The following is a 20899-nucleotide window of genomic DNA, read 5'->3' as shown; positions in this document are numbered from 1 at the left end:
CCAACATCAGCAGCGCGAAACGCCGACCTCACGCGCTGGCTTGACTGGTTCAACCAGTCACGACCACATTCTGCACTGGGCGGCCTCCCGCCAATCGCAAGGGTGAATGACCTTCTGAGAACTCACATCTAGATCCGCAGGAAGGGCTGGGCCAGACGCGGGATGATCGCGTTGAATTTCAGCGGCGCATCGGTGGCGGCAAGGCAGATGCAGACCTCGCCTTCCTCGGCCACGGGGGTGTGCTGCATCGCCTCGTCCGCGATTTCGATGTCGCCGGGACCGAAGCGGTCGGTTTCATCGCGGAAGGCGCCTTGCAGCACCAGCGTCAGTTCCAGCCCGCGGTGGCCATGGTCCGGCACGGCCTGACCGCCGGGGATATAGAGCAGGCGGGCAGAGGCATCCTTGGAGGTCGGGATGATCGCCTGACGCACGCCCATGCCCAGATTGCGCCACTTCACCCGGTCCACGCCGCCGCCGATGTAATCGGCCAGCGGGGCGGGGAAGATGCCTGCGCGGCGGATCGGCTGGCGCGCGGTGGCCTGCGACAGGCCGCTGATGCGGTCAAGACAGGCGGCGAGGCTGGCCTCGGACATCTCGGCCCCATCGGTGGTTTCGATCATCGCGCCGCCCACCGCCTCGAACGAGGCGAGTTGCGCGCGGCAGTCATCGCAGAGCGATACGTGGGTCGCCACGACCAGATTGAACGCCTCGGACAGTTCGCCTGCCGCGTAGGCCATCAACAACTGGTCCGAAAGGTGGTGCCTGATGGTCATCCGTCGTCTCGCCTTCAACTCATCTGCTGGCGCAATCGGTCCAGCGCCAATCTTATCCGGGACTTGATCGTTCCCAGGGGAAGGCCCGTTTCGGCGGCAATCTCACTGTGCGAGAGGTCGCCGTAGAAGGCCCGTTCGATCAAGGCGCGCTGCTTGTCGGGCAGCTGGGCAAGCGCGGCACCCAGCCGGTCTGTTTCCTGCTGCGACTCAAGCGCCTCGGCCTGATCGGGTTCAGGCTCCGGCCCCCAGGGCAGTTCTTCGGGTTCGGGCCGGCGCGCCTTGCGAAGCGCGTCGATCCGGCGATTGCGGGCGATGGTGAAAACCCAGGTCGCCACAGAGGCGCGGGCCGGATCGAAAAGGTTCGCCTTCTGCCACAGCGTTGCCATGACATCCTGCGCACATTCCTCGGCCAGCGTGGCATCTGCGCCCGACTTCATCAGGAAGGCTTTCACCCGCGGGGCGAAATGCCTGAACAATGCGGCAAAAGCCGCTTTGTCCTGATGGTCGCGCACCCGAAGCACGAGCGCCGCCCAATCCGTCTCAACATCATCCGCCTGCACGACGGGGCCATCCTTCCGGCGTCTAACCATTTGTTCCGGCGCAGCATATTGCTGCGCGGACGATGGCGCATCCGTTTTTTCGGCCTGCCGTGCATCGAACATCATGGGGGTCTTACGCCCCAGAACGCCCGATGGATCACACACAGGCTGCGAAATGATACGCGAAAGAGACATGTCAAGTTTCATCTGTCCAAAAAAATTTACACGTTGATCCAAACCCTTCGCTTTCGCGTACAAGCAATCAAAGACCAACAGGAGTGACCCCCTTCATGCCGTTCGAGACCCTTGGTGCCGTTCCCCGTCGTATCGCTGTCATCGGGGGGGGCATCTCCGGCATGGCCGCAGCCCATCTTCTGGCCGACGACCAGACCGTCGTCCTGTTCGAGGCCGAGGGCCGTCTGGGTGGCCATGCGCGGACCGTCGTGGCGGGCAAGCGGGGCGACCAGCCGGTGGATACGGGCTTTATCGTCTTCAACAAGGTGAACTATCCCCATCTGCTGAAGATGTTCGACAGGCTGGACGTGCCCTATGTCGAAAGCAGCATGAGCTTTGGCGCCTCGCTGGATGGCGGGCGGGTGGAATACGGCCTTGCCTCGCTGGACGTGATCTTCGCGCAGCGCAAGAACATGATCTCGCCGCGCTTTCTGGGGATGCTGACCGACATCATGCGGTTCAACAAGCATGCCTCGACCGTGGTGAAGCCCGGCATGACGATCCGTGACCTCTTGGCGGCGCTGGGGACCGGCGACTGGTTCCGCGATTACTACATCACCCCCTTCTCGGGCGCGATCTGGTCGACGCCGACGATGGGCATCCTCGACTTTCCGGCCCACGCCCTCGTGCGGTTCTTCGAGAATCACCGGCTGATGGATTTCGAGGGGCAGCACCAGTGGTACACGGTGAAGGGCGGGTCGGTGGAATATGTGCGCCGGTTGCAGGCGTCGCTGGAGTCGCGCGGGGTGGATATCCGGCTGGGCGCCGCCGTCGCGGGGGTCAAGCGCGAGGCGGGTGGTGTCATGATCCGCTGCTTCGGCGGGGAATGGGAAGGTTTCGACGAGGTGGTCTTTGCCACCCATTCCGATGTGACGCTGTCGCTGCTGGCCGATCCGACGCCCGCGGAAAAGGCCGCGCTGGGCGCGGTGCGCTATCAGCCCAACCACGCCATCCTGCACCGCGACCCGTCGGTCATGCCGAAGAACCGCAAGTGCTGGTCGTCCTGGGTCTATTGCGAACCCAAGGGCGGCGCGCGCGGCAAGATCGACCTGACCTACTGGATGAACTCGCTGCAACCCATCCCGCAGGACGACCCGATCTTTGTCACGCTGAATTCCAACGGCGGTATCCGCGAGGAACTGATCGATGACATGGTCACCTTCGACCATCCCGTCTACGATCTGGCCGCGCTGGAGGCGCAGGGGACCATTCGCGCGATGAACGGCACGCTGAACACGTGGTTCGCGGGCGCATGGATGCGGAACGGGTTTCACGAGGACGGGTTTGCCTCGGCGGTGGATGTGGTCGAGGCGATGCGCTCGGGCGCTCGGGAAAGGCAGCTTGCGGCATGAAGGACGTCGATCTGATCCGGGGCGAGACCTTCCACGGGCGGAAGGGGGCCATCGCCAACAGCTTCCGCTATTCGGTGGATTATGTCCTGCTGAACCCGGATCGGGCGCAGGGGCCGACGCTTTTCTCGCGCAACCGGCGCAACGTGACGGCGGTGCATGATGCCGATTACGGCGGCGCGCCGGGCAAGGGGCGCGGCACGGCATGGGTACGCGAGGTGCTGGCGGCGCATGACCTGCCGGGTTCGGACGAGATCCTGCTGCTGGGCCAGCCGCGCGTGCTGGGCCATGTGTTCAACCCCGTCAGTTTCTGGCTGTGCCATGACCATCTGGGCCACCTGCGCACGGTGATCGCCGAGGTGTCCAACACCTATGGCGACCGCCATTCCTATCTGTGTTTCCGCGACGATCACGGACCCATCACGCGGACCGACACGATCCTTGCGCGCAAGATCTTCCACGTTTCGCCCTTCCAGCCGCTGGAGGGGGGGTATGCCTTCCGCTTCGACATCCGGCCTGACCGGATCGGGGTGTGGATCGACTACACGTCACAGGATGGCGGGCTTTACACCAACCTGATCGGCCCGCGCGTGCCGCTGACCGACGGGGAAATCCTGAAGGCCGCCGTGCGCCGCCCGCTTGGCAGCCGCCGCGTGCTGGCGCTGATCCATTGGCAGGCGCTGAAACTGGCGCTGAAGGGCGTGAAGTTCCGCAACCGGCCCACGCCGCCGCCGCAGGAAGTCACCCGATGACTGCCGCCCTGCCTGCAATCGCGCCCCGGGCAGGGCTGGCGGGGTGGAGCCTGTTCGCCGCCCTGATCGCCATGGCGGGCCTGCCCATCTATATCCATGCCCCGAAATTCTATGTCGACGAATACGGCGTCACGCTGGCCGCGCTGGGCGGTGTGCTGGCGCTTCTGCGGCTGTTCGATGTGGTGCAGGACCCCGTTCTGGGCTGGCTGGCCGAGGCTGGCCGCGCGCGGCGCGGGCTGTGGGTGGCGGTCGCGGCAGGGGTGATGGCGGCGGCGATGCTGGGGCTGTTCGCGGTCGCGCCGCCGATCGCGCCGCTGTGGTGGTTCGCGGTCACGCTGTCGGCGCTGTTCACGGCCTTTTCCTTTCTGACGATCTGCTTCTATGCCGAAGGCGTGGGCAAGGCGGCGACGCTGGGTCCGAAGGGGCATCTGCGGCTGGCAGGCTGGCGCGAGGGCGGGTCGCTGGCGGGGGTCTGTGTCGCCGCCGTGGCACCCGTGGCGCTGGGCGTGTGGATGGGGGCGCCCTTTGCGGGCTTTGCGGCGGGCTTTGCGGCGCTGGCCGTGGTGGCGGTTCTGGCGATGCGCGGCGAATGGGCGGGGACGGGCGGCACCGGGGGCAATCCGCTGGACCTGTTCCGCCCCGCGCTGGCCGACCCGCTGGCGCGGCGGCTGTTGCTGATCGCGCTGCTGAATGCCGCGCCGGTGGCCGTCACCTCGACCCTGTTCCTGTTCTTTGTCGAAAGCCGCCTTGGCGCGGCGGGCATGGAGGGGCCGCTTTTGCTGCTGTTCTTCCTTGCGGCGGCGGTTTCGACGCCGGTCTGGTCCCGCGCGGCGCAGCGGTTCGGGGCCAAGCGGGTGCTGCTGGCGGGGATGGTGCTGGCCATCGCCTCGTTCCTCTGGGCGGCGACACTGGGGGCGGGGGATACGGTGGCCTTTGCGGTGATCTGTCTGGCCTCGGGCGCGGCGCTGGGGGCGGATATGGTGCTGCTGCCCTCGCTGTTCGCCCGCCGTCTGGGCGAACTGGGGCAGGGGGGCGAGGGGGCGGCCTTCGGCCTTTGGTCCTTTGTGTCGAAGCTGTCGCTGGCGCTGGCGGCGGCGGTGCTGCTGCCTGCGTTGCAGGCGGCGGGTTTCGTTCCCGGCGCGGAAAACGCGCCTTCTGCGCTGGCTGCGCTATCTGCCCTTTATGCGCTGGTTCCCTGCGCGCTGAAGGTGCTGGCGGTCGCGCTTTTGGCTGTCACAACGGTTTCGGAGGTCTGACATGACTCCCCTGTTCTCGCTGCTGCTTGGTGTGGTGATCACGCTGGTTCTGGTGGCCATGAAATCCCGCTTCGTGGGCTTTCGCACTCAGCGGCCGTCCGATCTGGCGGGAAAGGGTCCCGTGCTGGACCTGCGGACGCATCTGTCGGGTCCGATCCTGTGCGAAGGGGTGATCTACGGCCCGACCGGCCGCATCGCCTCGCGTTTCGTGGCCGAGATGGAGGGCGTCTGGGACGGCAATTCCGGCGTTCTGCGCGAAAGGTTCCGCTATGATTCCGGCCGGATGCAGGACCGCGAATGGCGGCTGTTCCTGTCCAATGACGGCACCATCCGCGCCGAGGCGGATGATGTGGTGGGCCCCGGCGCGGGGCGGGCCGAGGGGGCGGGGGTTCTGCTGAACTACCGCATCCGGCTGGATGCCGATGCGGGGGGGCATGTGCTGGACGTGACGGACTGGATGTATCTGATGGAGAACGGCACGATCATGAACCGCAGCCAGTTCACCAAATTCGGCATCACCGTGGCCGAGCTGGTCGCCACCATGCGGCGGGTTCCGGCATGAGGGAGTTCGCGGGCAAACGCTATTGGCTGGTCGGCGCGTCCGAGGGGCTGGGCCTGTCGCTGGCGCGGCGGCTGTCGGCGGCGGGGGCCGAGGTGATCCTGTCGGCCCGTTCGCCCGACAAGCTGGCCGAGGCGGTGGCGCTGATGCCGGGGCGGGCGATCGCGCTGCCGGTCGATGTCGCCTCGACCGCGTCGGTGCGGGCGGCGGCGGAACAGGCGGGGCAGATCGACGGGGTGGTGTTTCTGGCGGGCGTCTACTGGCCGATGAGGGCGCAGGACTGGGATGCCGACGCGGTCGAGGCGATGTGTGACATCAACCTGACGGGCTGCGCACGGGTGATGGGCGCGGTGGTGCCGGGGATGGTGGCGCGCGGACGGGGGCATGTGGTGATCACGGGGTCGCTGTCGGGGTTCCGCGGCCTGCCCGGCGCGGTGGGCTATTGCGCGTCCAAGGCGGGGACCATGTCGCTGGCCGAGTCGATGTATTGCGACCTGCGCGGGTCGGGGGTGGATGTGCAGCTGTGCAATCCGGGCTTCATCCGCACGCGGCTGACCGACAAGAACGATTTTCGCATGCCCCAGATCATGGAACCCGCGCAGGCAGCGCAGGTGATGTTCGAGCATATGACGGGCGACCGCTTCTCGAACAGCTTTCCGGTGCCCTTCGCCTGGGTGTTCCGGCTGTCGCAATTCCTGCCCGACTGGGCCTATTACCGGCTTTTCGCGCCGAGGTGAGCGTCAAATTTCTTCGAAGAAATTTGCAAAATCCTTCGAAGGATTTTGTCTTTCAGACGCCAAGCCGCGCCATGAAGAACCCGTCCATCCCGCCCCGGTCCGCCCAGAGGTCGGGCCGCAGACGCACCCCGCCCTGCGGCGTCCACCATGCCGCGTCGATCCCTTCGAGCACAGGCCGCTCCACCCGCAGATGCGGATGGCGGGCCAGGGCGGCGGTCAGTTGCCCATCGCCCTCCTCCGGCAAAAGCGAGCAGGTGGCAAAGACGATCCGCCCGCCCGGTTTCAGGAACCCCAGCGCGCGGTCGAGGAGCCGCGCCTGAAGCGCGACCAGCGCGGGGAGGTCGCTGCCATCCTTGACGAAGGGCAGGTCGGGGTGGCGGCGGATCGTGCCGGTGGCCGAACAGGGCGCGTCCAGCAGCACCGCGTCGAAGGGTGCGTCGGGCTGCCAGTCCAGCGCGTCGGCCACCACGACATCCGCCCGCAATCCGCAGCGCGCGAGGTTCTCGCGCAGCCGTTCCATGCGCGGCCCCGACAGGTCGAGCGCGGTGACATGCGCCCCCGCGGCGGCAAGTTGCAGCGTCTTTCCCCCCGGCGCGGCGCAGAGGTCGAGGATACGCTCGCCCGCCTGCGGCTGCAAAAGGCGCGCGGGCAGGGCGGCGGCGGCATCCTGCACCCACCAGCCCCCCGCCTCATATCCGGCAAGGGCCGAGACCTGCCCCTTTTCCTCCAGCCGCAGGGTGCCGGTGGGCAGGCGCGTTCCGTCCGGTGCCTCTGCCCCGTCGCGGGTGGTCAGGTCGAGCGGGGGCGTCTGCGCCTGCACCGCCTCGATCGCCGAGACGATGTCGCGCCCATAGCTGTGGACCAGCGGCTGGCGCAGCCAGCGCGGCAGGCGCTGGGGGGGAAGGCCGGCAAAGGGGGCTTCCGGCACCTTGCGGAGCACGGCATTGGTCAGTCCGGCCATCGCCCCCGTGCGCTTGCCCCGGCGGACGATCTCGACCGCGGCATTCACAGCGCCATGCGCGGGCGCGCCTTGGGCGATTTCGACCACGGCAAGGCGCAGCGCGTCGCGCACAAGGCGCGGGGGGGATTTGCGCAGATGCGGGTTCAGCACGCGGTCGGCCTGTTCCACATGGCGCAGCACGGCCAGCGTCAGGCGCTGGGCGCGGGCGCGGTCGGCGGGGGTCAGACCCGCCAGCGGACCCTGCGGATCGGCCACCACCTGCGCCATCAGCCGGCCTTCGCCCAGAACGGCACCCAACAGGCCGACTGCCGCCGCCCGTGCCGCCAAACCCTCTGCCGCCATGTCGTCACCCTTGTTCCGCCTGCCTCCGGGCGTATATCAAGCGGCAGGCACAAGGAACCCTCTGCATGACCGACACGCCCCAGCCGCCCCGCCCCGATCTTCCCCCCGCCGCCCTGCGCGCGCTGGCCGAGGCCGAGGAGCGCCGCAAGGCCGCCAAGGCGCAGGAGCTGCCGCCCGAGCTGGGCGGGCGCGACGGGCCGGAACCCGTGCGCTATGGCGACTGGGAGAAGAAGGGTCTGGCGATCGACTTCTGAGCGGGGCAGGAATTTTCTGGCGAAAATTCCTGCAGGCGAACTTTCTGGCGAAAGTTCGGGTCGTGCGAGGTGCCGATCTTTCGCAGAAAGATCGACGCGAAAATTCTTCGCAGAAGAATTTTCTCTAGCGCAGCTTGAACGACGCGCTGTCGCCCGTGCCGCGGTCGACGGTGAAGCGGATCTCCTCGTCCCCGCGCGCCTCGACCAGCTGGCAGTTCTTGGGGATGGGATAGCCCGACCAGTCCATCTCGCGGCAGAAATAGCCGTCCTGCCATTCCCACTTGCCCGTCACATCCCAACCCAGCGCGCGGCCGCGGATATCGCCGTCGGGTTCCACCTGAAGCGCGATCCCGAACATGCCGAGCCGCAATTCGCGGCCCTGCACGGTTTGCAGGAAATCGTCGCGGTCGCTGATGCGCGAAAAGCTTTCGGCAGCGGCAGGAAGCGCGATCAGCGACAGAAGGGCGGTGGTCAGGACTGTGTGCAACATGGCGAAAGCCTCCCGGGAAGCTGAAGTCATACGGCAGAGTCGTGCTATCGGATTAAATATCCGATGACATTGACCAGTCAATTTCAGGATAGGACGGGCCGTTCCTCGCGCGGTCAGAGGCCGAGGACATCCATCATGTCGTACTGCCCGGGCTTTTGCCCCTGACCCCAGAGCGCCGCGCGCAGGGCGCCGCGGGCAAAGATCGCGCGGTCGGTGGCGATGTGGCGCAGCACGACGCGTTCGCCATCGGCGGCGAAGATCACGTCATGTTCGCCCACGATGTCGCCCCCGCGCACGGCGGAAAAGCCGATCGCCCCCCGCTTGCGCGCGCCCGTGATGCCGTGGCGGCCCGATTCCATGGCCCCCTCCAGCGGCACGCCCCGCCCGTCGGCGGCGGCCTGGCCCAGCATCAAGGCGGTGCCCGAGGGCGCATCGACCTTCATGCGGTGATGTGCCTCGACGATCTCGACATCCCAGTCCTCGTCCAGCGCGGCGGCGATCTTCTGCGTCAGGCGGACCAGCAGGTTCACGCCAAGGCTCATGTTCCCCGCGCGGACCACGACGGCGTGGCGGGCGGCGGCGTCGATCTTCGCCAGATGCGCGGCCTCCAGCCCCGTGGTGCCGATGACGTGGACGGCGCGGGCCTGTGCGGCCAGCGCGGCGAAGTCCACCGTGGCGGCGGGGGCGGTGAAGTCGATCACCGCCTGCGCGCGGGCAAAGGCTTCCAGCGGGTCGTCGGTGACGGCCACGCCCAGCGGCGCGCCCCCCATCGCCTCGCCCACGTCGCGGCCGATCCAGCCGTGGCCCGCGCGTTCCACGCAGCCCACGAGGCGGGCCTTGTCCGAGGCGGCGATGGTCCGCACCAGCATCTGCCCCATGCGCCCCGACGCGCCCGTCACCACGATTCCCGGAAGATCGGCCATGTCTGCCCCCATCTGCTCTGCCGCCCGTTTAGCGGCTGATGGCGCGTGGCGAAAGCCCGCCGTTGCGGGGGGCGCGCAAAGGGCCTATGTGGGGGCAATGTCCAGCAAACGCTTTTCCTCGGGCAATGGCCCTTCGCAACGCCAGCTGCGTGTCGGTGAACTGATCCGCCGCACGCTGTCGGATGTGCTGAACCGTGCCGAGATCCACGATCCCGACCTGAACCGCATGTCCATTACCGTGGGCGAGGTGTCCTGTTCGCCGGACCTGAAGGTGGCGACGGTCTATGTGATGCCGCTGATGGGGTCTGTGTCGGTCGACGAGGCGATTGCCGCGCTTGCCCGCAACAAGCACGAATTGCGGCGGCGGCTGGGGGCGGAGATGACGCTGAAATACGCGCCCGACCTGCGTTTCCGCCCTGACGAGACCTTTGACCGTCTGGACGAGACGCGGCGTCTGTTTTCGGACGAGACGGTGCGCCGCGACATCGAGGCGAAGGACGAAGACGGCTCCGGCGAATAGCCCGCCCCTTGTGCGGCAGGCGGAATCCGGCGGTCATGCAACCGTTGCGATTGCGCGGGGTTTGGGGAGTTGCAATAGTCCTTAATACCCGCACCGGAGGTTGTTTTGCTGCCTGTTCTATCCCGGCCATCGCTTCGTCGCATCCGGAATGGACTGCGGGGCCTGTCCTGCGCGGCACTGATGTCGGTGGCGGGGCAGGCTGCGGCCCTGGAGCGGCTGGATTTTGCGGTGGCGGGCGGTGACGGGGACCTGACGGCGGCGCTGCGCGCTGCATCGCTTCTGGTGACATCGGAACTGGACGGGCAGGAGGACGCGCAGGACCTGTTTGCCGTGGCGCGGGCGGATTACGGCAAGCTTCTGGGTGCGCTTTATGCCGCGGGGCATTATTCCGGCGTCATCAACATCCTGATCGACGGGCGCGAGGCGGCAGGGATCGCACCGCTGGATGCGCCGTCGCGGATCGATGTGGTGACGGTGCGCGTCGATCCCGGCCCGGCCTTCCGCCTGTCCGAGGCGCGGATCGGCCCGCTGGCGCGCGGGACCGTGCTGCCCGAGGGGTTCGCGGCGGGGCGGCCCGCGCTGTCGGGCGTGGTGCGCGAGGCGGCGGTGGCGGGGGTCGGGGGGTGGCGCAGCGCGGGCCATGCCAAGGCCGCGGTTTCGGGGCAGGAGGTGACGGCGAACCATGCCGATGCCACGCTGGCCGCGCGCATCGCGCTGGACCCCGGACCGCGGCTGCGCTTCGGCCCGCTGACGGTGACGGGCGAGGCGCGGATGCGCGAGGCGCGGGTCATCAAGATCGCCGGTCTGCCCGAGGGCGAGGTCTTTTCGCCCGAGGAGCTGGACCGCGCGGCGAACCGGTTGCGGCGGACAGGGGTGTTCCGGTCTGTCACCATGACCGAGGCCGAGGGGATCATGCCGCCCGACCTGCTGTCGGTCACCGCGACCGTGGTCGAGGAAAAGCCGCGCCGGTTCAGTTTCGGGGGCGAGATCGCCAGTTTCGAGGGGCTGTCGCTGACCGGCTACTGGCTGCACCGCAACCTGCTGGGCGGGGCCGAGCGGCTGCGCGTGGATGGCGAGGTTGCCAATCTGGGCGCGCAGTCGAGCGGGGTGGATTACACGCTGGGTGTGTCGCTGGAGCGGCCCGCGACCTTCACCCCCGATACGACGGTGGGGATCGCGGCCGAGTTGGGGCATCTGGACGAAGAGGATTATCAGGCGGATGTCGCGACCGTCGGGCTGACCGCCACGCATTATTTCACCGATGCGCTGACGGGGCGGATCGGGCTGGATTACGAATATGCCGAAGGGCGCGACAGGGTGAGCGGGTTCCTGTTCCGCAACGTCTCGATCCCCGTCGGCGTGACTTGGGACCGGCGCAACGACAAGACCGACGCGACGGCGGGCTGGTATCTGGAGGCCGAGGTGAAGCCCTTTTTCGGCTTTGGCACCACGGGCAGCGGGACGCGCAGCACGCTGGATGCGCGGGGCTATCTGGGGCTGGGGGCCGAGGACCGCTTTGTTCTGGCGGGGCGGGTGCAGGCGGGGGCGGTGACGGGGTCGGCGCTGCTGGATACGCCGCGCGACGATCTGTTCTACAGCGGCGGCGGCGGCACGGTGCGGGGGCAGCCCTACCAGTCGCTGGGGGTTCTGCTGACACGGGGGCTGATCGATTCGAGGATCGGCGGGACGCATTTCCTTGGCGCGCAGATGGAGGCGCGGGCAAGGGTGACGGACCGGATCGGGATCGTGGGCTTCTACGATGTCGGGCGGATCGATGTGGGCGGGTTCGGCAATTCCGGCGACTGGCATTCCGGCGCGGGTCTGGGGCTGCGCTATGACACGGGGTTCGGGCCGATCCGGCTGGATGTGGCGACGCCGGTCGGGGGTAACACGGGGGATGGCGTGCAGATCTATGTCGGGCTGGGGCAGGCCTTCTGATGCGTGTCCTGCCCGCCCTTGCGCTGTGTTGTCTGCCGCTCGGCGCCGCCGCGCAGGAGGATGACCGCGGCTATTTGACCGCCCTTCTGGAGGACAACCTGTCGGGCGCGGGGCGTTCCGTGGTGATCACCGGTTTCGAGGGCGCGCTGTCGTCGCGGGCGACGATCGAGCGGATCACGATTGCCGATGATGCGGGGGTCTGGATCACGCTGGACGGCGTGGTGCTGGACTGGAGCCGCTCCGCCCTGCTGCGCGGGGTGGTGGATGTGTCCGAACTGTCGGCAGAGCGGATCGTGCTGGACCGCCTGCCAGACACGGGGGAAAGCGGACCTTCGGCCGAGGCGGGCAGCTTTGCCCTGCCCGACCTGCCGGTGAGCGTCAGCATCGGGCGGCTGGCGGCCGACCGGATCGAACTGGGCGAGGCCGTGCTGGGCGAGGCGCTGGAAGGGCGGCTGGAGGCGTCGGGGCGGCTTGCGGGGGGCGAGGGGTCGGCGGATGTTCTGCTGGAGCGGCTGGATGACGGGCCTGCGGGAAAGCTGGACCTGACGGCCTCCTTCGCCAATGAGACGGGGCAACTGGTCGTGGACCTGCTGGCAGAAGAGGCTGCGGGTGGCCTTGCCGTCCGCAAGCTGGGGATACCGGGTGCCCCTTCGGCGCGGCTGGCGGTGCAGGGGACGGGGCCCGTCACCGATTTCCTTGCCACGGTCGGGTTGCAGACAGACGGGCAGGAGCGGCTGGCGGGAACCGTGGAACTGCTGGGGTCCGAGGACGGGACGCGGGGGTTCGTGGTGAACCTTGCGGGGGATCTCGCGCCGCTGTGGCTGCCGGATTATGCGGCCTTCTTCGGGGACCGCATCGCGCTGCAGGCCCGTGGCGACACATCGCCCGAAGGGGTGGTGCGGCTGCGGGATTTCACACTGGATGCACAGGCGGTGGACCTGTCGGGTCGGATGGTGCTGGCGGCGGACGGGTTGCCGCTGGATTTCGCGGTGCAGGGGCGGATCGGTCTGCCGGACGGCGCGCCGGTCCTGCTGCCGCTGTCGGGCGAGGACCGCACGCGTGTGCGGTCGGTCGTGCTGGATCTGGCCTATGACCGGACGCGGGGCGAGGGGTGGTCGGGCGATCTGACCGTCACGGGGCTGGAGCGGACAGGGCTTGTGGCCGAGCGTCTGGTGCTGGAGGGGTCGGGGCGCATCTGGCGGCGGGACGGGCGGTCGCATCTGGGCGCAACGCTGGATTTCGCGGGCGAAGGCGTGGTGCCGGCGGATGCAGGCGTGGCGGCGGCGCTGGGGCGCGATGTGTCGGGTCAGGTGATTCTGGCCTGGCAGGAGGGGGGCGCGGGTCTGCGCCTGCCGCGCATCGCCCTGCGGGGTGCGGATTACGGTCTGGACGGGCGCGCGGTGGTCGAGGGGCTGGATGCGGCGCTGACGGTTTCAGGGTCTGCCGTAGCGCGGATGGCTGATCTGGGGCGGCTGTCGGCGCTGGTCGGGCGGCCTTTGGGCGGCGCGGCGGAAATGACGGTGACGGGCGGGGCGAGCCCGCTGACGGGTGCCTTCGATCTGGTGGCCGAAGTGGCGGGGCAGGACGTGACCGTGGCGCAGGCGCAGGCGGATGCGCTGTTGCGGGGGCAGGCGCGGATCGGGCTTTCGGCGGCGCGCACGCCCGAGGGGACGGTGCTGCGCGATCTGTCGGTTTCGGCCGGAACCTTGCAGGCGCGGGCGTCGGGCATGGTGACCAGCGGGCAGGTGGGCATCGGGGCGACGGTGGATTTCCGCGACCTGTCGGTGCTGGGCGGCGGGCTGCGCGGCGGGGTGTCGGGCACGCTGCGGATGGACGGCGCGCCCGAGGCGATGCGCGTCACGCTGGACGGGCGCGCGCGCGATCTGGGCGTCGGGCAGGCCGAGGCGGACAGGCTGTTGCGGGGCGAGACCACGCTTGCGGTGGACCTGTCGCTGGAGGGCGGCGCGATGCGGGTGAATGCGCTGCGTCTGGGCAATCCGCAGGTGACGCTGTCAGCCGATGGCGATCCTGCGGCGCTGGATGTTTCGGCGCGGCTGGCCAATCTGGGGCTGCTGCTGCCCGAGTTTCCGGGTCCGGTGACCGTTTCGGGCACGGCCGGTGAACGGGCGGCGGGCTATGATCTGGACCTGCGCGCGACGGGACCGGGGGGCATCGACACGCGCATTGCAGGCGCCCTTGCGTGGGATGGAGCGGGCGTTGACCTGCGGGTGACCGGCACGGCGCAGGCGGGGCTGGCCAATGCCTTCCTGTCGGGGCGGCTGATCTCGGGGCCGGTGCGGTTCGATCTGGGCCTGCGCGGGCCTTTCGCGCTCTCCTCTCTCTCGGGGCGGGTGTCGCTGTCGGGGGGGCGGTTCTCGGACCCTTCGGTCTTTTTCGCGCTGCAGGGTCTGGATGTGACGGCAGACCTGTCGGGCGGGCGGGCGCAGGTGACGGGCGGTGCGGCGCTGACCAGCGGCGGCGGGGTCAGTTTCGGCGGGTCGGTCGGGCTGGCCGCGCCTTTTGCTGCGGACCTGCGGCTTGGCTTGCAGAATGCCGTTCTGCGCGACCCCAACCTGTTCGAGACGACCGCCAATGGCGAGGTGACGGTGCGCGGGCCGCTGGCCGACGGTGGCACGGTGGGCGGGCAGATCGTCCTAGCGGGGACCGAGGTGCAGATCCCCTCGACCGGGCTGGGCGGGTCGGCGGACCTGCCTGACCTGCGCCATGTGAACGAACCGCGCGAGGTGCGGGCGACGCGGGCGCGGGCGGGGATGCTGGGCGGCGATGCGGCGGGGGGCCGGACGGCGGCGCGGCCCCTTGCGCTGGACCTGACGATATCGGCGCCGTCGCAGATCTATGTGCGCGGGCGCGGGCTGGATGCGGAACTGGGCGGCACCCTGCGGCTGGGCGGGACGACGGCGGCGGTGGTGCCGTCGGGGTCGTTCAGCCTGATCCGCGGGCGGCTGGACATCCTTGGCAAGCGGCTGGAGCTGGGCGAGGCGACGCTGGCGCTGGAGGGTAACTTCGTGCCGATGCTCTCGGTCGCGGCCTCGAACGAGAGCGACGGGGTGACGAGTTTCGTGCGGATCGACGGGCCTGCGACCGAGCCGGTGGTGACCTTCACCTCGAACCCCGAACTGCCCGAGGAAGAGGTGCTGTCGCGCCTGCTGTTCGGACGGGGGATCGAGACTCTGTCAGCCCTTCAGGCGGCGCAACTGGCCAATGCGGTGGCGACGCTGGCGGGGCGCGGGGGCGTGGGCATCGTCGGGCGGTTGCGGCAGGGATTCGGGCTGGACGATCTGGATGTGCAGACGGGGGCCGAGGGCGGCGCCACGGTGCGGGCGGGGAAATACCTGTCCGAAAATGTCTATACCGAGGTCGAGGTGGATGATCAGGGGCAGAGCCAGATCAACCTGAACCTCGACATCAGCGAATCGGTCACCGTGCGGGCGCGGACCGGATCATCGGGCGAGACGGGGCTGGGGATCTTCTTCGAGCGGGATTACTGAAGCAGCCCTTCGGCCCTGCGCCGCGCGCGCGAGGCATCGACGGCAGCGCCCAGAAGGATCGCGTAGCCCGACAGGTAAAGCCAGACAAGCAGCGCCGCCACCGCACCGATAGAGCCGTAGACGCGGTTGTAGGTGTCGAAATTGGCCAGATAGACGACCAGCCCGCGCGAGGCCGCGACCCAGATCACCACGGCGACAAGGATGCCGCGGGTGAAGAGCGGGTGGCGGATCTGCCGGTTCAGGCCAAGCCGGTAGACCAGCGCGACGCCGATCACCACGATCATCAGGCTGATGAGAAGCTGCACCACCTCCAGCGCGATCGTGGCAAAGGCGCCCAGCGGAAAGAAGTTGAGGATGAGCGGCCCGACGACCGCCGCCATCAGCGCCGCGATGGCAAGGCCGACAAGGACGAAGGTCAGAAGGATCGCGCGCAGGTGGTGCCAGTGGCTGGCGCGGTTGGGCAGGCCGTGGATGGCGTTCAGCCCCCGCATCAGCGCCGCGATGGAGGCGCGCGCCGTCCAGAGCGCGAGGAAAAGCGAGATGAAGGTGGCAAGGCCGAGGCTGTCGGATTGCAGCGCCAGCAGGGACTCGATCTGGTCCGAGATCAGGATGTAGGCGTCTTCGGGCAGATAGTCCTTGGCCAGCAGCAATTCCTGCCGGATCAGGGTGGCATCGGCGAAGAAGCCCCAGATGGCGATGACGGCGGCGGCGGCGGGAAATAGGGCGAGGAAGCCGTAAAAGGCGATGCCCGCGGCGATGAGGTCAAGTTCCCGCTCGTCCGAGAGGTGCCAGAGGTCGCGCAGGATGACGGGGATGTTGGGCAGGCGCATGGGGGGAGTGTATGGGGGGATGGGGGGCGGGGCAATCGGCGGGTGGTCTTGCCCGCCCGACATCCCGCGCGACGGTTGGTTCCGGCCCGTGGCCCAAAGCCACGGGCCGCGCACGACCCGCCCCCACGGGTCGTGCGCCAGAGGCGCCCGCCCCGGCGGATCATGCGCGTCCCTACCGGCGGCGGGGTGAAACGTGCCACCGGCACCTTTCACCCCGCCTTGCGCCTTGGACCCGATCAGGATTTGGCCCTATTCGCCCTCGAGCCGCGTCCGCATCTCGCGCAGCACGGGCAGCACGGCGCGCACCCTGTCCGCGCCCAGCGCCTGCACCACTTCGGCGATGAGGGGGGCCACGGCCTGCACCGCGGCGTCGCGGGCGGCGCGGCCTGACGGGCTTATCGCCACGAATTTGCGGCGCGCGTCGTCCCAGTCGGGGCGGATGTGGATGTGGCCCGCCCATTCCAGACGGCCCAACGTGTTGGTCATCGCCCCGCGCGTGACGTGGAAGGCGCGGGCAAGCTGGGCGGGGGTGCGTTCGTCATTCACGCGGGCGAGGTGGTTGAGGACCGAGAAATGCGACAGCTCCATCCCCTTGGGCAGCACCTTGGAGATGCGGTTGCGGGCGAGCTGGTCGGCCATGAACAGCTCTCCGAACAGGGCGACGGCGATGTCTTCGGTCTTTTCGGGCGCTTTCATGGGTCGGGCCCCGTGAAGTCGCGGTCGTGCAAGAGCGAGGGGATGCGGGCGCGGGCCTTGGCGACCTGATCGAGGTCGAGGTCGGCGAAGGTGACGCCCGGGTCGGTGCCCGCATCGGCAAGGATTTCGCCCCAGGGCGCGATGGCGAGGGAATGGCCATGGGTGCGGCGGCCCTTGCCTTCGGTTTCGGCATGGAAGCCGGTCTGGGCGGGGGCGAGGATGAAGCAGCCCGTCTCGATCGCGCGGGCGCGGAGCAGGGTTTCCCAATGCGCCGCGCCGGTGATGTGGTTGAAGGCGGCGGGGACGGTGATGATCTGCGCGCCGCCTTGGGCAAGGCGGCGGTAAAGATGGGGGAAGCGGACATCGTAGCAGACGGTCAGGCCCAGCGTGGCAAAGGGTGTCTGCGCCAGAACGGCGCGGTTGCCGGGGCGGTAGCCTGCGGATTCGCGGTAGACCTCGGTTTCGGACACGTTCACGTCGAACATGTGGATCTTGTCATAGCGCGCCGCGATGGACCCGTCCGGCGCGATGAGGAACGAGCGGTTGGCAAAGCGGCCATCCGCATCACCGGTCAGCAGGCCCAGCGAGCCGACGAGTAGCCAGATGCCCGCGCGTGCCGCCTCGTCCCGCAGGGCTGCGAGGGTGGGGTCGTCCTCCTCGCGGTGCAGCGCCGCGCGCAGGCGGGCGCGGTCGGAGCCGAGCGCGTTGGTGCATTCCGGCGTCAGGACGAACCCCGCCCCGCCCGCCACCGCCGCACGTACGAGCGCGACGGTCTCCGGCAGGTTGGCTGCCGGATCGTCGGTGACGGTCAGTTGCACCAGCCCCGCGCGGATCATGCGAGCAGCGGGTCGAGTTTGCCTGCGGCGTCCAGCTCGTGCAGGTCGTCGCAGCCGCCGACATGGGTCTGGCCGATGAAGATCTGCGGCACGGTGCGGCGGCCATGGGCGCGGGCGGTCATGGCGTCGCGCAGCGCGGGGTCGCGGCTGACGTCGATTTCGGTGAAGGGGACGCCCTTCTTTGCCAGCAGCCGCTTGGCGGCATGGCAATAGGGGCAGATGGGGGTGGTGTAGATCTCGACGGGTTTCACGGGGCCTATCCTTCGCGCGGTTGGCGGAACTATAGGGATTTAGGCATCCTTCGCAACGCGGGCCAGCACGGCAACGGATACCTGCCTTGCGCCTGCGGCAAGGCAGGCTTCGGCGGCGGCGGCAAGGGTGGCGCCGCTGGTCATCACATCATCCACCAGCAGGATGTCGCGGCCCTGCAGCAGGTGCAGGCGGCGGGGATGGGCGCGAATCGCGCCGGTCAGGTTGCGGAAGCGGGCGTCGCGGTCCTTGTGGTCCTGCGGCGGGGTGCGGCGGGTGCGGACCAGAAGGTCGGGGCAATGCTCCAGCCCCGCCAGACGCGCCAGCCCGGCCGACAGCAGCGCCGACTGGTTGTAGCGCCGCCGCAAGAGGCGCAGCCAGTGCAGCGGCACGGGTGTCACCAGCGTCTGCGGGCCGAGCAGGGGCCCCGCCGCGCGGTGCAGCCAGCGCGCGGCGGGGCGGGCCAGATCGCTGCGGTCGCCATGCTTGAGCGCGAGGACAAGGTCGCGCGCCCTGTCACGGTAAAGGAAAGCCGCCCGCCCCCGTGTCCATGGCCGCGCAAGCCTGAGACAGTCGTCGCAATGCACGGGGCCGGTATCGTCACCGGGCAGGGGGGTGCCGCAACTGTCGCAGACAAGGCCGCCGATGAAAGGCGTGTTCCGCCAGCAGGCGGGGCAGAGCGAGAAGTCGCCCTCCACCATCTCGCCGCAGGACACGCATTGCGGCGGGTAGAGCATGTGCAGCAGGGCCGTCGCCGGGGATTGCATTTCGCCTGTCCTTCGTCCCAAGGTCCGCGCCATGCAGACACCGCCGATCCTGACCGACCGCCCCGCCCTGACCCGCAACCGCGCGCGGGCAAAACCCGATGCGCTGTTCCTGCATGACGAGGTGGTGGCCGAGGTCGAGGAGAGACTGGCAGAGGTTAACAGGACGTTTACGTCGCCTGCGGTGGTGACCGGTTTTCCGGCGCAGTGGCCGCTGCCTGCGATGGCGGTGGCGGGGGATTGCGATGTGCTTGACCTTGCCGTTGGCGGTCACGATCTGGTGATCCACATGCTGGCGCTGCATTGGGCGAACGATCCGGTGGGCCAACTGGTGCAGTGCCGCCGCGCGCTGCGGGCGGACGGGCTGTTTCTGGGGTTCCTGTTCGGCGGGCAGACGCTGGCCGAATTGCGCGCCTGTCTGGCGCAGGCCGAGGCCGAGGTGACGGGGGGGCTGTCGCCGCGCGTGCTTCCCATGGGCGAGATCCGCGAGTTGGGCGCGCTGCTGCAGCGGGCGGGGTTCGCGCTGCCGGTGGCGGACAGCTTCACGAAAACGGTGACTTACGGCGATTTCGCCGCGCTGCTGCACGACCTGCGGGCGATGGGCGAGGGCAACGCGCTGGCCGCTCGGCTGCGGCGGCCCACACGACGGGCGGTCTTTGCCCGCGCGGCGGAGCTTTACGCGGCCCATCACGCGGGGCCGGATGGCCGGTTGCGCGCCACGTTCGAGATTATCTGCCTGACGGGATGGGCGCCCGATGACAGCCAGCAAAAGCCGCTGCGGCCGGGTTCGGCAGCCCAAAGATTGGCCGATGCGCTGGGCACGGACGAATTGCGCCTGCCCGACCGCGACAGGAATGGTTGACCCCGGCGGATAAGCCTATATGTCCCGCCCAACAATCAAGGAATTAAAGGGAACCGCGATGCTGGATGCCAAGGCTTCGATGCAGGGTGCCGTGACGGGGCATGATGCGGCGATGATCCGGCCGGGCGAGGGGCGTCTGGCCCATGCGCCCGCGGACCATCCGCCGGTGCGCAAGGCGAAGATCGGGGTGCTGCTGGCCAACCTCGGGACGCCGGACAATTACGACTACTGGTCGATGCGGCGCTATCTGAACGAGTTTCTGTCGGACAAGCGGGTGGTCGACTATTCGGCCTGGATCTGGCAGCCGCTGCTGCAACTGGTGATCCTGTCCAAGCGCCCCTTTTCGTCGGGGGCGAATTACAAGCTGATCTGGAACCACGATCTGAACGAAAGCCCGCTTCTGACGATCACCAAGGACCAGACGCGCAAGATCGCCGACGGGATCGCGGCGCGTTATGGCGACGGGATCATGGTCGATTTCTGCATGCGCTATGGCAACCCGTCTACCGAGTCGAAGGTGCGCGCCATGGTCGAGGCGGGCTGCGAGAAGGTGTTGTTCTTCCCGCTGTATCCGCATTACGCGGGGGCGACGTCCGCCACGGCGAATGACCAGTTCTTCCGCGCGCTGATGAAGGAAAAGCGCCAGCCCGCAGTGCGGACGGTGCCGGAATATTTCGACCATCCCGCCTATATCGAGGCATTGGCACAGTCGGTCGAGCGGGCCTATGCCGCGCTGGATCACAAGCCCGACGTTCTGGTCGCGTCCTATCACGGTATGCCGAAGCGCTATCTGATGCAGGGCGACCCCTACCATTGCCAATGCGCCAAGACCTCGCGCCTGCTGCGGGAACGGCTGGGGTGGGAGAAGGGGTCGATCGACACGACCTTCCAGTCCGTCTTCGGCCCCGAGGAATGGCTGCGCCCCTATACGGTCGAGCATGTGGCCGAACTGGCCAAGCAGGGGAAGAAGCGCATCGCGGTGATCGCGCCCGCCTTTTCGGCGGATTGCATCGAGACGCTGGAAGAGATCAACGGCGAAATCCGCGAGGCGTTCGAGCACGCGGGCGGCGAGGAGTTCACCTACATCCCCTGCCTGAACGTCGATGCGGCGCATATCGACGCGCTGGTGCAGGTGATCGGGGAAAATCTGGCGGGCTGGGCCTGAAGGCCCGCTCTGCGGGGTGACACGTCACGCTTCGGGCAAAAGAAAAGGGTCGGTGGAAAATTCCACCGACCCTTTCCTGATACGTGATCCAGAGATCAGTTCGAGGCAGCAGCCGCGATGACCAGCAGGAGCAGCAGCGGAACAACGATGCCGCCAGCCGACGACGACGTGTTCGCTTCGACAACTTCCGGTTCCATCACCGGTTCAGCCATGCCGCCAGCGAAAGCGGTCGAGGCGGCAACCGTCAGAGCGGCAGCGAGCGCGAGTTTCTTCATGTTAACCTCCAGTTATTGCATGCCGACGGATGTTGCAGAGGCGACGACATGCACCCAAGATATACCTCGTGGCTTCTCTTAAACAG

The 20899-nt window shown here is 68.4% G+C and carries 23 protein-coding genes; 12 read left to right on the top strand and 11 right to left on the bottom strand.

Annotated features, from left to right (window positions below; translation table 11 throughout):
• A partial coding sequence (locus tag GU927_RS20685) for an integrase core domain-containing protein (RefSeq protein ID WP_161762420.1) occupies positions 1-132 on the top strand: 132 nt, incomplete at its 5' end.
• Here GU927_RS20685 and GU927_RS10695 read toward each other — a convergent pair.
• Positions 129-773, bottom strand: a complete 645-nt coding sequence (locus tag GU927_RS10695) for a ChrR family anti-sigma-E factor (protein ID WP_161762419.1) — start codon at positions 771-773, stop codon at positions 129-131. The two genes, GU927_RS20685 and GU927_RS10695, sit on opposite strands and share 4 nt — an antisense overlap.
• 14 nt (positions 774-787) lie before the next feature.
• Positions 788-1363 carry a sigma-70 family RNA polymerase sigma factor gene (locus GU927_RS10690; protein ID WP_161762448.1) on the bottom strand — a complete coding sequence of 192 codons (576 nt, stop codon included), beginning with the start codon at positions 1361-1363 and terminating at the stop codon, positions 788-790.
• 239 nt (positions 1364-1602) lie between these two features.
• Here GU927_RS10690 and GU927_RS10685 point away from each other — a divergent pair, with 239 nt between their 5' ends.
• The 5 genes from GU927_RS10685 to GU927_RS10665 are packed head-to-tail and all read left to right on the top strand — an operon-like array spanning position 1603 to position 6199.
• Positions 1603-2898 carry an NAD(P)/FAD-dependent oxidoreductase gene (locus tag GU927_RS10685; RefSeq protein WP_161762418.1) on the top strand — a complete coding sequence of 432 codons (1296 nt, stop codon included), beginning with the start codon at positions 1603-1605 and terminating at the stop codon, positions 2896-2898.
• The gene (locus GU927_RS10680; protein ID WP_161762417.1) at positions 2895-3647 is read left to right on the top strand and encodes a DUF1365 domain-containing protein; all 753 of its coding nucleotides are present in this window, start codon (positions 2895-2897) and stop codon (positions 3645-3647) included. Before GU927_RS10685 ends, GU927_RS10680 begins: the two co-directional genes overlap by 4 nt.
• Positions 3644-4903, top strand: a complete 1260-nt coding sequence (locus tag GU927_RS10675; RefSeq protein WP_161762416.1) for an MFS transporter — start codon at positions 3644-3646, stop codon at positions 4901-4903. The genes GU927_RS10680 and GU927_RS10675 overlap by 4 nt, the downstream gene beginning before the upstream one ends.
• Position 4904: 1 nt before the next feature.
• The gene (locus GU927_RS10670) at positions 4905-5465 is read left to right on the top strand and encodes a DUF3833 domain-containing protein (RefSeq protein WP_161762415.1); all 561 of its coding nucleotides are present in this window, start codon (positions 4905-4907) and stop codon (positions 5463-5465) included.
• Positions 5462-6199 carry an SDR family NAD(P)-dependent oxidoreductase gene (locus GU927_RS10665; RefSeq protein WP_161762414.1) on the top strand — a complete coding sequence of 246 codons (738 nt, stop codon included), beginning with the start codon at positions 5462-5464 and terminating at the stop codon, positions 6197-6199. Before GU927_RS10670 ends, GU927_RS10665 begins: the two co-directional genes overlap by 4 nt.
• A 52-nt stretch (positions 6200-6251) precedes the next feature.
• On the opposite strand, the gene GU927_RS10660 is transcribed toward GU927_RS10665, so the two are convergent.
• Positions 6252-7502: an RsmB/NOP family class I SAM-dependent RNA methyltransferase gene (locus GU927_RS10660; RefSeq protein WP_161762413.1), complete on the bottom strand. Its 1251-nt coding sequence runs from the start codon at positions 7500-7502 to the stop codon at positions 6252-6254.
• 65 nt (positions 7503-7567) lie between these two features.
• Between GU927_RS10660 and GU927_RS10655 the strand changes: the two genes are divergently transcribed.
• Entirely contained in the window at positions 7568-7756 is a 189-nt protein-coding gene (locus GU927_RS10655; RefSeq protein ID WP_161762412.1) for a DUF1674 domain-containing protein, read from the top strand.
• A gap of 124 nt (positions 7757-7880) precedes the next feature.
• Here the strand turns inward: GU927_RS10655 and GU927_RS10650 are convergent, their stop codons facing one another.
• Both GU927_RS10650 and dapB read right to left on the bottom strand, forming a co-directional pair.
• A complete protein-coding gene (locus tag GU927_RS10650; RefSeq protein WP_161762411.1) occupies positions 7881-8246 on the bottom strand; it encodes a dihydrodipicolinate reductase in 366 nt (121 codons plus the stop codon).
• A gap of 113 nt (positions 8247-8359) precedes the next feature.
• Entirely contained in the window at positions 8360-9169 is an 810-nt protein-coding gene (gene dapB, locus GU927_RS10645; protein ID WP_161762410.1) for a 4-hydroxy-tetrahydrodipicolinate reductase, read from the bottom strand.
• 97 nt (positions 9170-9266) lie between these two features.
• On the opposite strand from dapB, the gene rbfA reads away from it, so the two are divergent.
• From rbfA to GU927_RS10630, 3 genes are all read left to right on the top strand, one after another.
• Complete coding sequence (gene rbfA, locus GU927_RS10640) at positions 9267-9689, top strand: 30S ribosome-binding factor RbfA (protein ID WP_217765593.1); 423 nt, start codon at positions 9267-9269, stop codon at positions 9687-9689.
• 180 nt (positions 9690-9869) lie between these two features.
• On the top strand, positions 9870-11627 hold the full coding sequence (locus GU927_RS10635) for an autotransporter assembly complex protein TamA (protein WP_161762409.1): 1758 nt from the start codon (positions 9870-9872) through the stop codon (positions 11625-11627).
• Positions 11627-15136 (top strand): translocation/assembly module TamB domain-containing protein, encoded by a 3510-nt coding sequence (locus GU927_RS10630; RefSeq protein WP_161762408.1) that lies wholly within the window; start codon positions 11627-11629, stop codon positions 15134-15136. The genes GU927_RS10635 and GU927_RS10630 overlap by 1 nt, the downstream gene beginning before the upstream one ends.
• On the opposite strand, the gene GU927_RS10625 is transcribed toward GU927_RS10630, so the two are convergent.
• The 5 genes from GU927_RS10625 to GU927_RS10605 form a co-directional block, all read right to left on the bottom strand.
• Entirely contained in the window at positions 15130-15966 is an 837-nt protein-coding gene (locus tag GU927_RS10625) for a YihY/virulence factor BrkB family protein (RefSeq protein WP_161762407.1), read from the bottom strand. The genes GU927_RS10630 and GU927_RS10625 overlap by 7 nt on opposite strands.
• A 249-nt stretch (positions 15967-16215) precedes the next feature.
• The gene (locus GU927_RS10620; RefSeq protein WP_161762406.1) at positions 16216-16662 is read right to left on the bottom strand and encodes a MarR family winged helix-turn-helix transcriptional regulator; all 447 of its coding nucleotides are present in this window, start codon (positions 16660-16662) and stop codon (positions 16216-16218) included.
• Positions 16659-17495, bottom strand: a complete 837-nt coding sequence (locus tag GU927_RS10615; protein ID WP_161762446.1) for a carbon-nitrogen hydrolase family protein — start codon at positions 17493-17495, stop codon at positions 16659-16661. Before GU927_RS10615 ends, GU927_RS10620 begins: the two co-directional genes overlap by 4 nt.
• A complete protein-coding gene (gene grxC / locus GU927_RS10610) occupies positions 17495-17749 on the bottom strand; it encodes a glutaredoxin 3 (protein ID WP_161762405.1) in 255 nt (84 codons plus the stop codon). The genes GU927_RS10615 and grxC overlap by 1 nt, the downstream gene beginning before the upstream one ends.
• Positions 17750-17788: 39 nt before the next feature.
• On the bottom strand, positions 17789-18514 hold the full coding sequence (locus GU927_RS10605; RefSeq protein WP_232489187.1) for a double zinc ribbon domain-containing protein: 726 nt from the start codon (positions 18512-18514) through the stop codon (positions 17789-17791).
• 31 nt (positions 18515-18545) lie between these two features.
• Here GU927_RS10605 and GU927_RS10600 point away from each other — a divergent pair, with 31 nt between their 5' ends.
• Together GU927_RS10600 and hemH are read left to right on the top strand one after the other, a co-directional pair.
• Positions 18546-19373 carry an SAM-dependent methyltransferase gene (locus GU927_RS10600; protein WP_161762404.1) on the top strand — a complete coding sequence of 276 codons (828 nt, stop codon included), beginning with the start codon at positions 18546-18548 and terminating at the stop codon, positions 19371-19373.
• Positions 19374-19485: 112 nt separating this feature from the next.
• Positions 19486-20538 (top strand): ferrochelatase, encoded by a 1053-nt coding sequence (gene hemH, locus GU927_RS10595; RefSeq protein ID WP_217765592.1) that lies wholly within the window; start codon positions 19486-19488, stop codon positions 20536-20538.
• 95 nt (positions 20539-20633) lie between these two features.
• Here hemH and GU927_RS10590 read toward each other — a convergent pair whose 3' ends face one another.
• Positions 20634-20813: a hypothetical protein gene (locus tag GU927_RS10590; RefSeq protein ID WP_023663741.1), complete on the bottom strand. Its 180-nt coding sequence runs from the start codon at positions 20811-20813 to the stop codon at positions 20634-20636.
• Positions 20814-20899: the final 86 nt, after the last annotated feature.

Origin of the sequence: Paragemmobacter amnigenus (genome assembly GCF_009908265.2) — a bacterium.
In the GTDB taxonomy this organism is placed as follows: Bacteria; Pseudomonadota; Alphaproteobacteria; order Rhodobacterales; family Rhodobacteraceae; genus Paragemmobacter; species Paragemmobacter amnigenus.
The sequence above is the reverse complement of the archived record's forward strand: the minus strand, read 5'-3'. Positions and strand labels throughout refer to the sequence as shown.

What these genes read in the sequence shown, in the direction of transcription:
- hemH (WP_217765592.1), top strand. Translation starts at nt 19,486, where the DNA reads ATGATCCGGCCGGGCGAGGGGCGTCTGGCCCATGCGCCCGCGGACCAT.
- rbfA (WP_217765593.1), top strand. Translation starts at nt 9,267, where the DNA reads ATGTCCAGCAAACGCTTTTCCTCGGGCAATGGCCCTTCGCAACGCCAG.
- GU927_RS10630 (WP_161762408.1), top strand. Translation starts at nt 11,627, where the DNA reads ATGCGTGTCCTGCCCGCCCTTGCGCTGTGTTGTCTGCCGCTCGGCGCC.
- GU927_RS10650 (WP_161762411.1), bottom strand. Translation starts at nt 8,246, where the DNA reads ATGTTGCACACAGTCCTGACCACCGCCCTTCTGTCGCTGATCGCGCTT.
- GU927_RS10605 (WP_232489187.1), bottom strand. Translation starts at nt 18,514, where the DNA reads ATGCAATCCCCGGCGACGGCCCTGCTGCACATGCTCTACCCGCCGCAA.
- GU927_RS10635 (WP_161762409.1), top strand. Translation starts at nt 9,870, where the DNA reads ATGTCGGTGGCGGGGCAGGCTGCGGCCCTGGAGCGGCTGGATTTTGCG.
- dapB (WP_161762410.1), bottom strand. Translation starts at nt 9,169, where the DNA reads ATGGCCGATCTTCCGGGAATCGTGGTGACGGGCGCGTCGGGGCGCATG.
- GU927_RS10680 (WP_161762417.1), top strand. Translation starts at nt 2,895, where the DNA reads ATGAAGGACGTCGATCTGATCCGGGGCGAGACCTTCCACGGGCGGAAG.
- GU927_RS10685 (WP_161762418.1), top strand. Translation starts at nt 1,603, where the DNA reads ATGCCGTTCGAGACCCTTGGTGCCGTTCCCCGTCGTATCGCTGTCATC.
- GU927_RS10590 (WP_023663741.1), bottom strand. Translation starts at nt 20,813, where the DNA reads ATGAAGAAACTCGCGCTCGCTGCCGCTCTGACGGTTGCCGCCTCGACC.
- GU927_RS10675 (WP_161762416.1), top strand. Translation starts at nt 3,644, where the DNA reads ATGACTGCCGCCCTGCCTGCAATCGCGCCCCGGGCAGGGCTGGCGGGG.
- GU927_RS10620 (WP_161762406.1), bottom strand. Translation starts at nt 16,662, where the DNA reads ATGAAAGCGCCCGAAAAGACCGAAGACATCGCCGTCGCCCTGTTCGGA.
- GU927_RS10695 (WP_161762419.1), bottom strand. Translation starts at nt 773, where the DNA reads ATGACCATCAGGCACCACCTTTCGGACCAGTTGTTGATGGCCTACGCG.
- GU927_RS10600 (WP_161762404.1), top strand. Translation starts at nt 18,546, where the DNA reads ATGCAGACACCGCCGATCCTGACCGACCGCCCCGCCCTGACCCGCAAC.
- GU927_RS10670 (WP_161762415.1), top strand. Translation starts at nt 4,905, where the DNA reads ATGACTCCCCTGTTCTCGCTGCTGCTTGGTGTGGTGATCACGCTGGTT.
- GU927_RS10655 (WP_161762412.1), top strand. Translation starts at nt 7,568, where the DNA reads ATGACCGACACGCCCCAGCCGCCCCGCCCCGATCTTCCCCCCGCCGCC.
- GU927_RS10625 (WP_161762407.1), bottom strand. Translation starts at nt 15,966, where the DNA reads ATGCGCCTGCCCAACATCCCCGTCATCCTGCGCGACCTCTGGCACCTC.
- GU927_RS10665 (WP_161762414.1), top strand. Translation starts at nt 5,462, where the DNA reads ATGAGGGAGTTCGCGGGCAAACGCTATTGGCTGGTCGGCGCGTCCGAG.
- GU927_RS10690 (WP_161762448.1), bottom strand. Translation starts at nt 1,363, where the DNA reads ATGGTTAGACGCCGGAAGGATGGCCCCGTCGTGCAGGCGGATGATGTT.
- GU927_RS10660 (WP_161762413.1), bottom strand. Translation starts at nt 7,502, where the DNA reads ATGGCGGCAGAGGGTTTGGCGGCACGGGCGGCGGCAGTCGGCCTGTTG.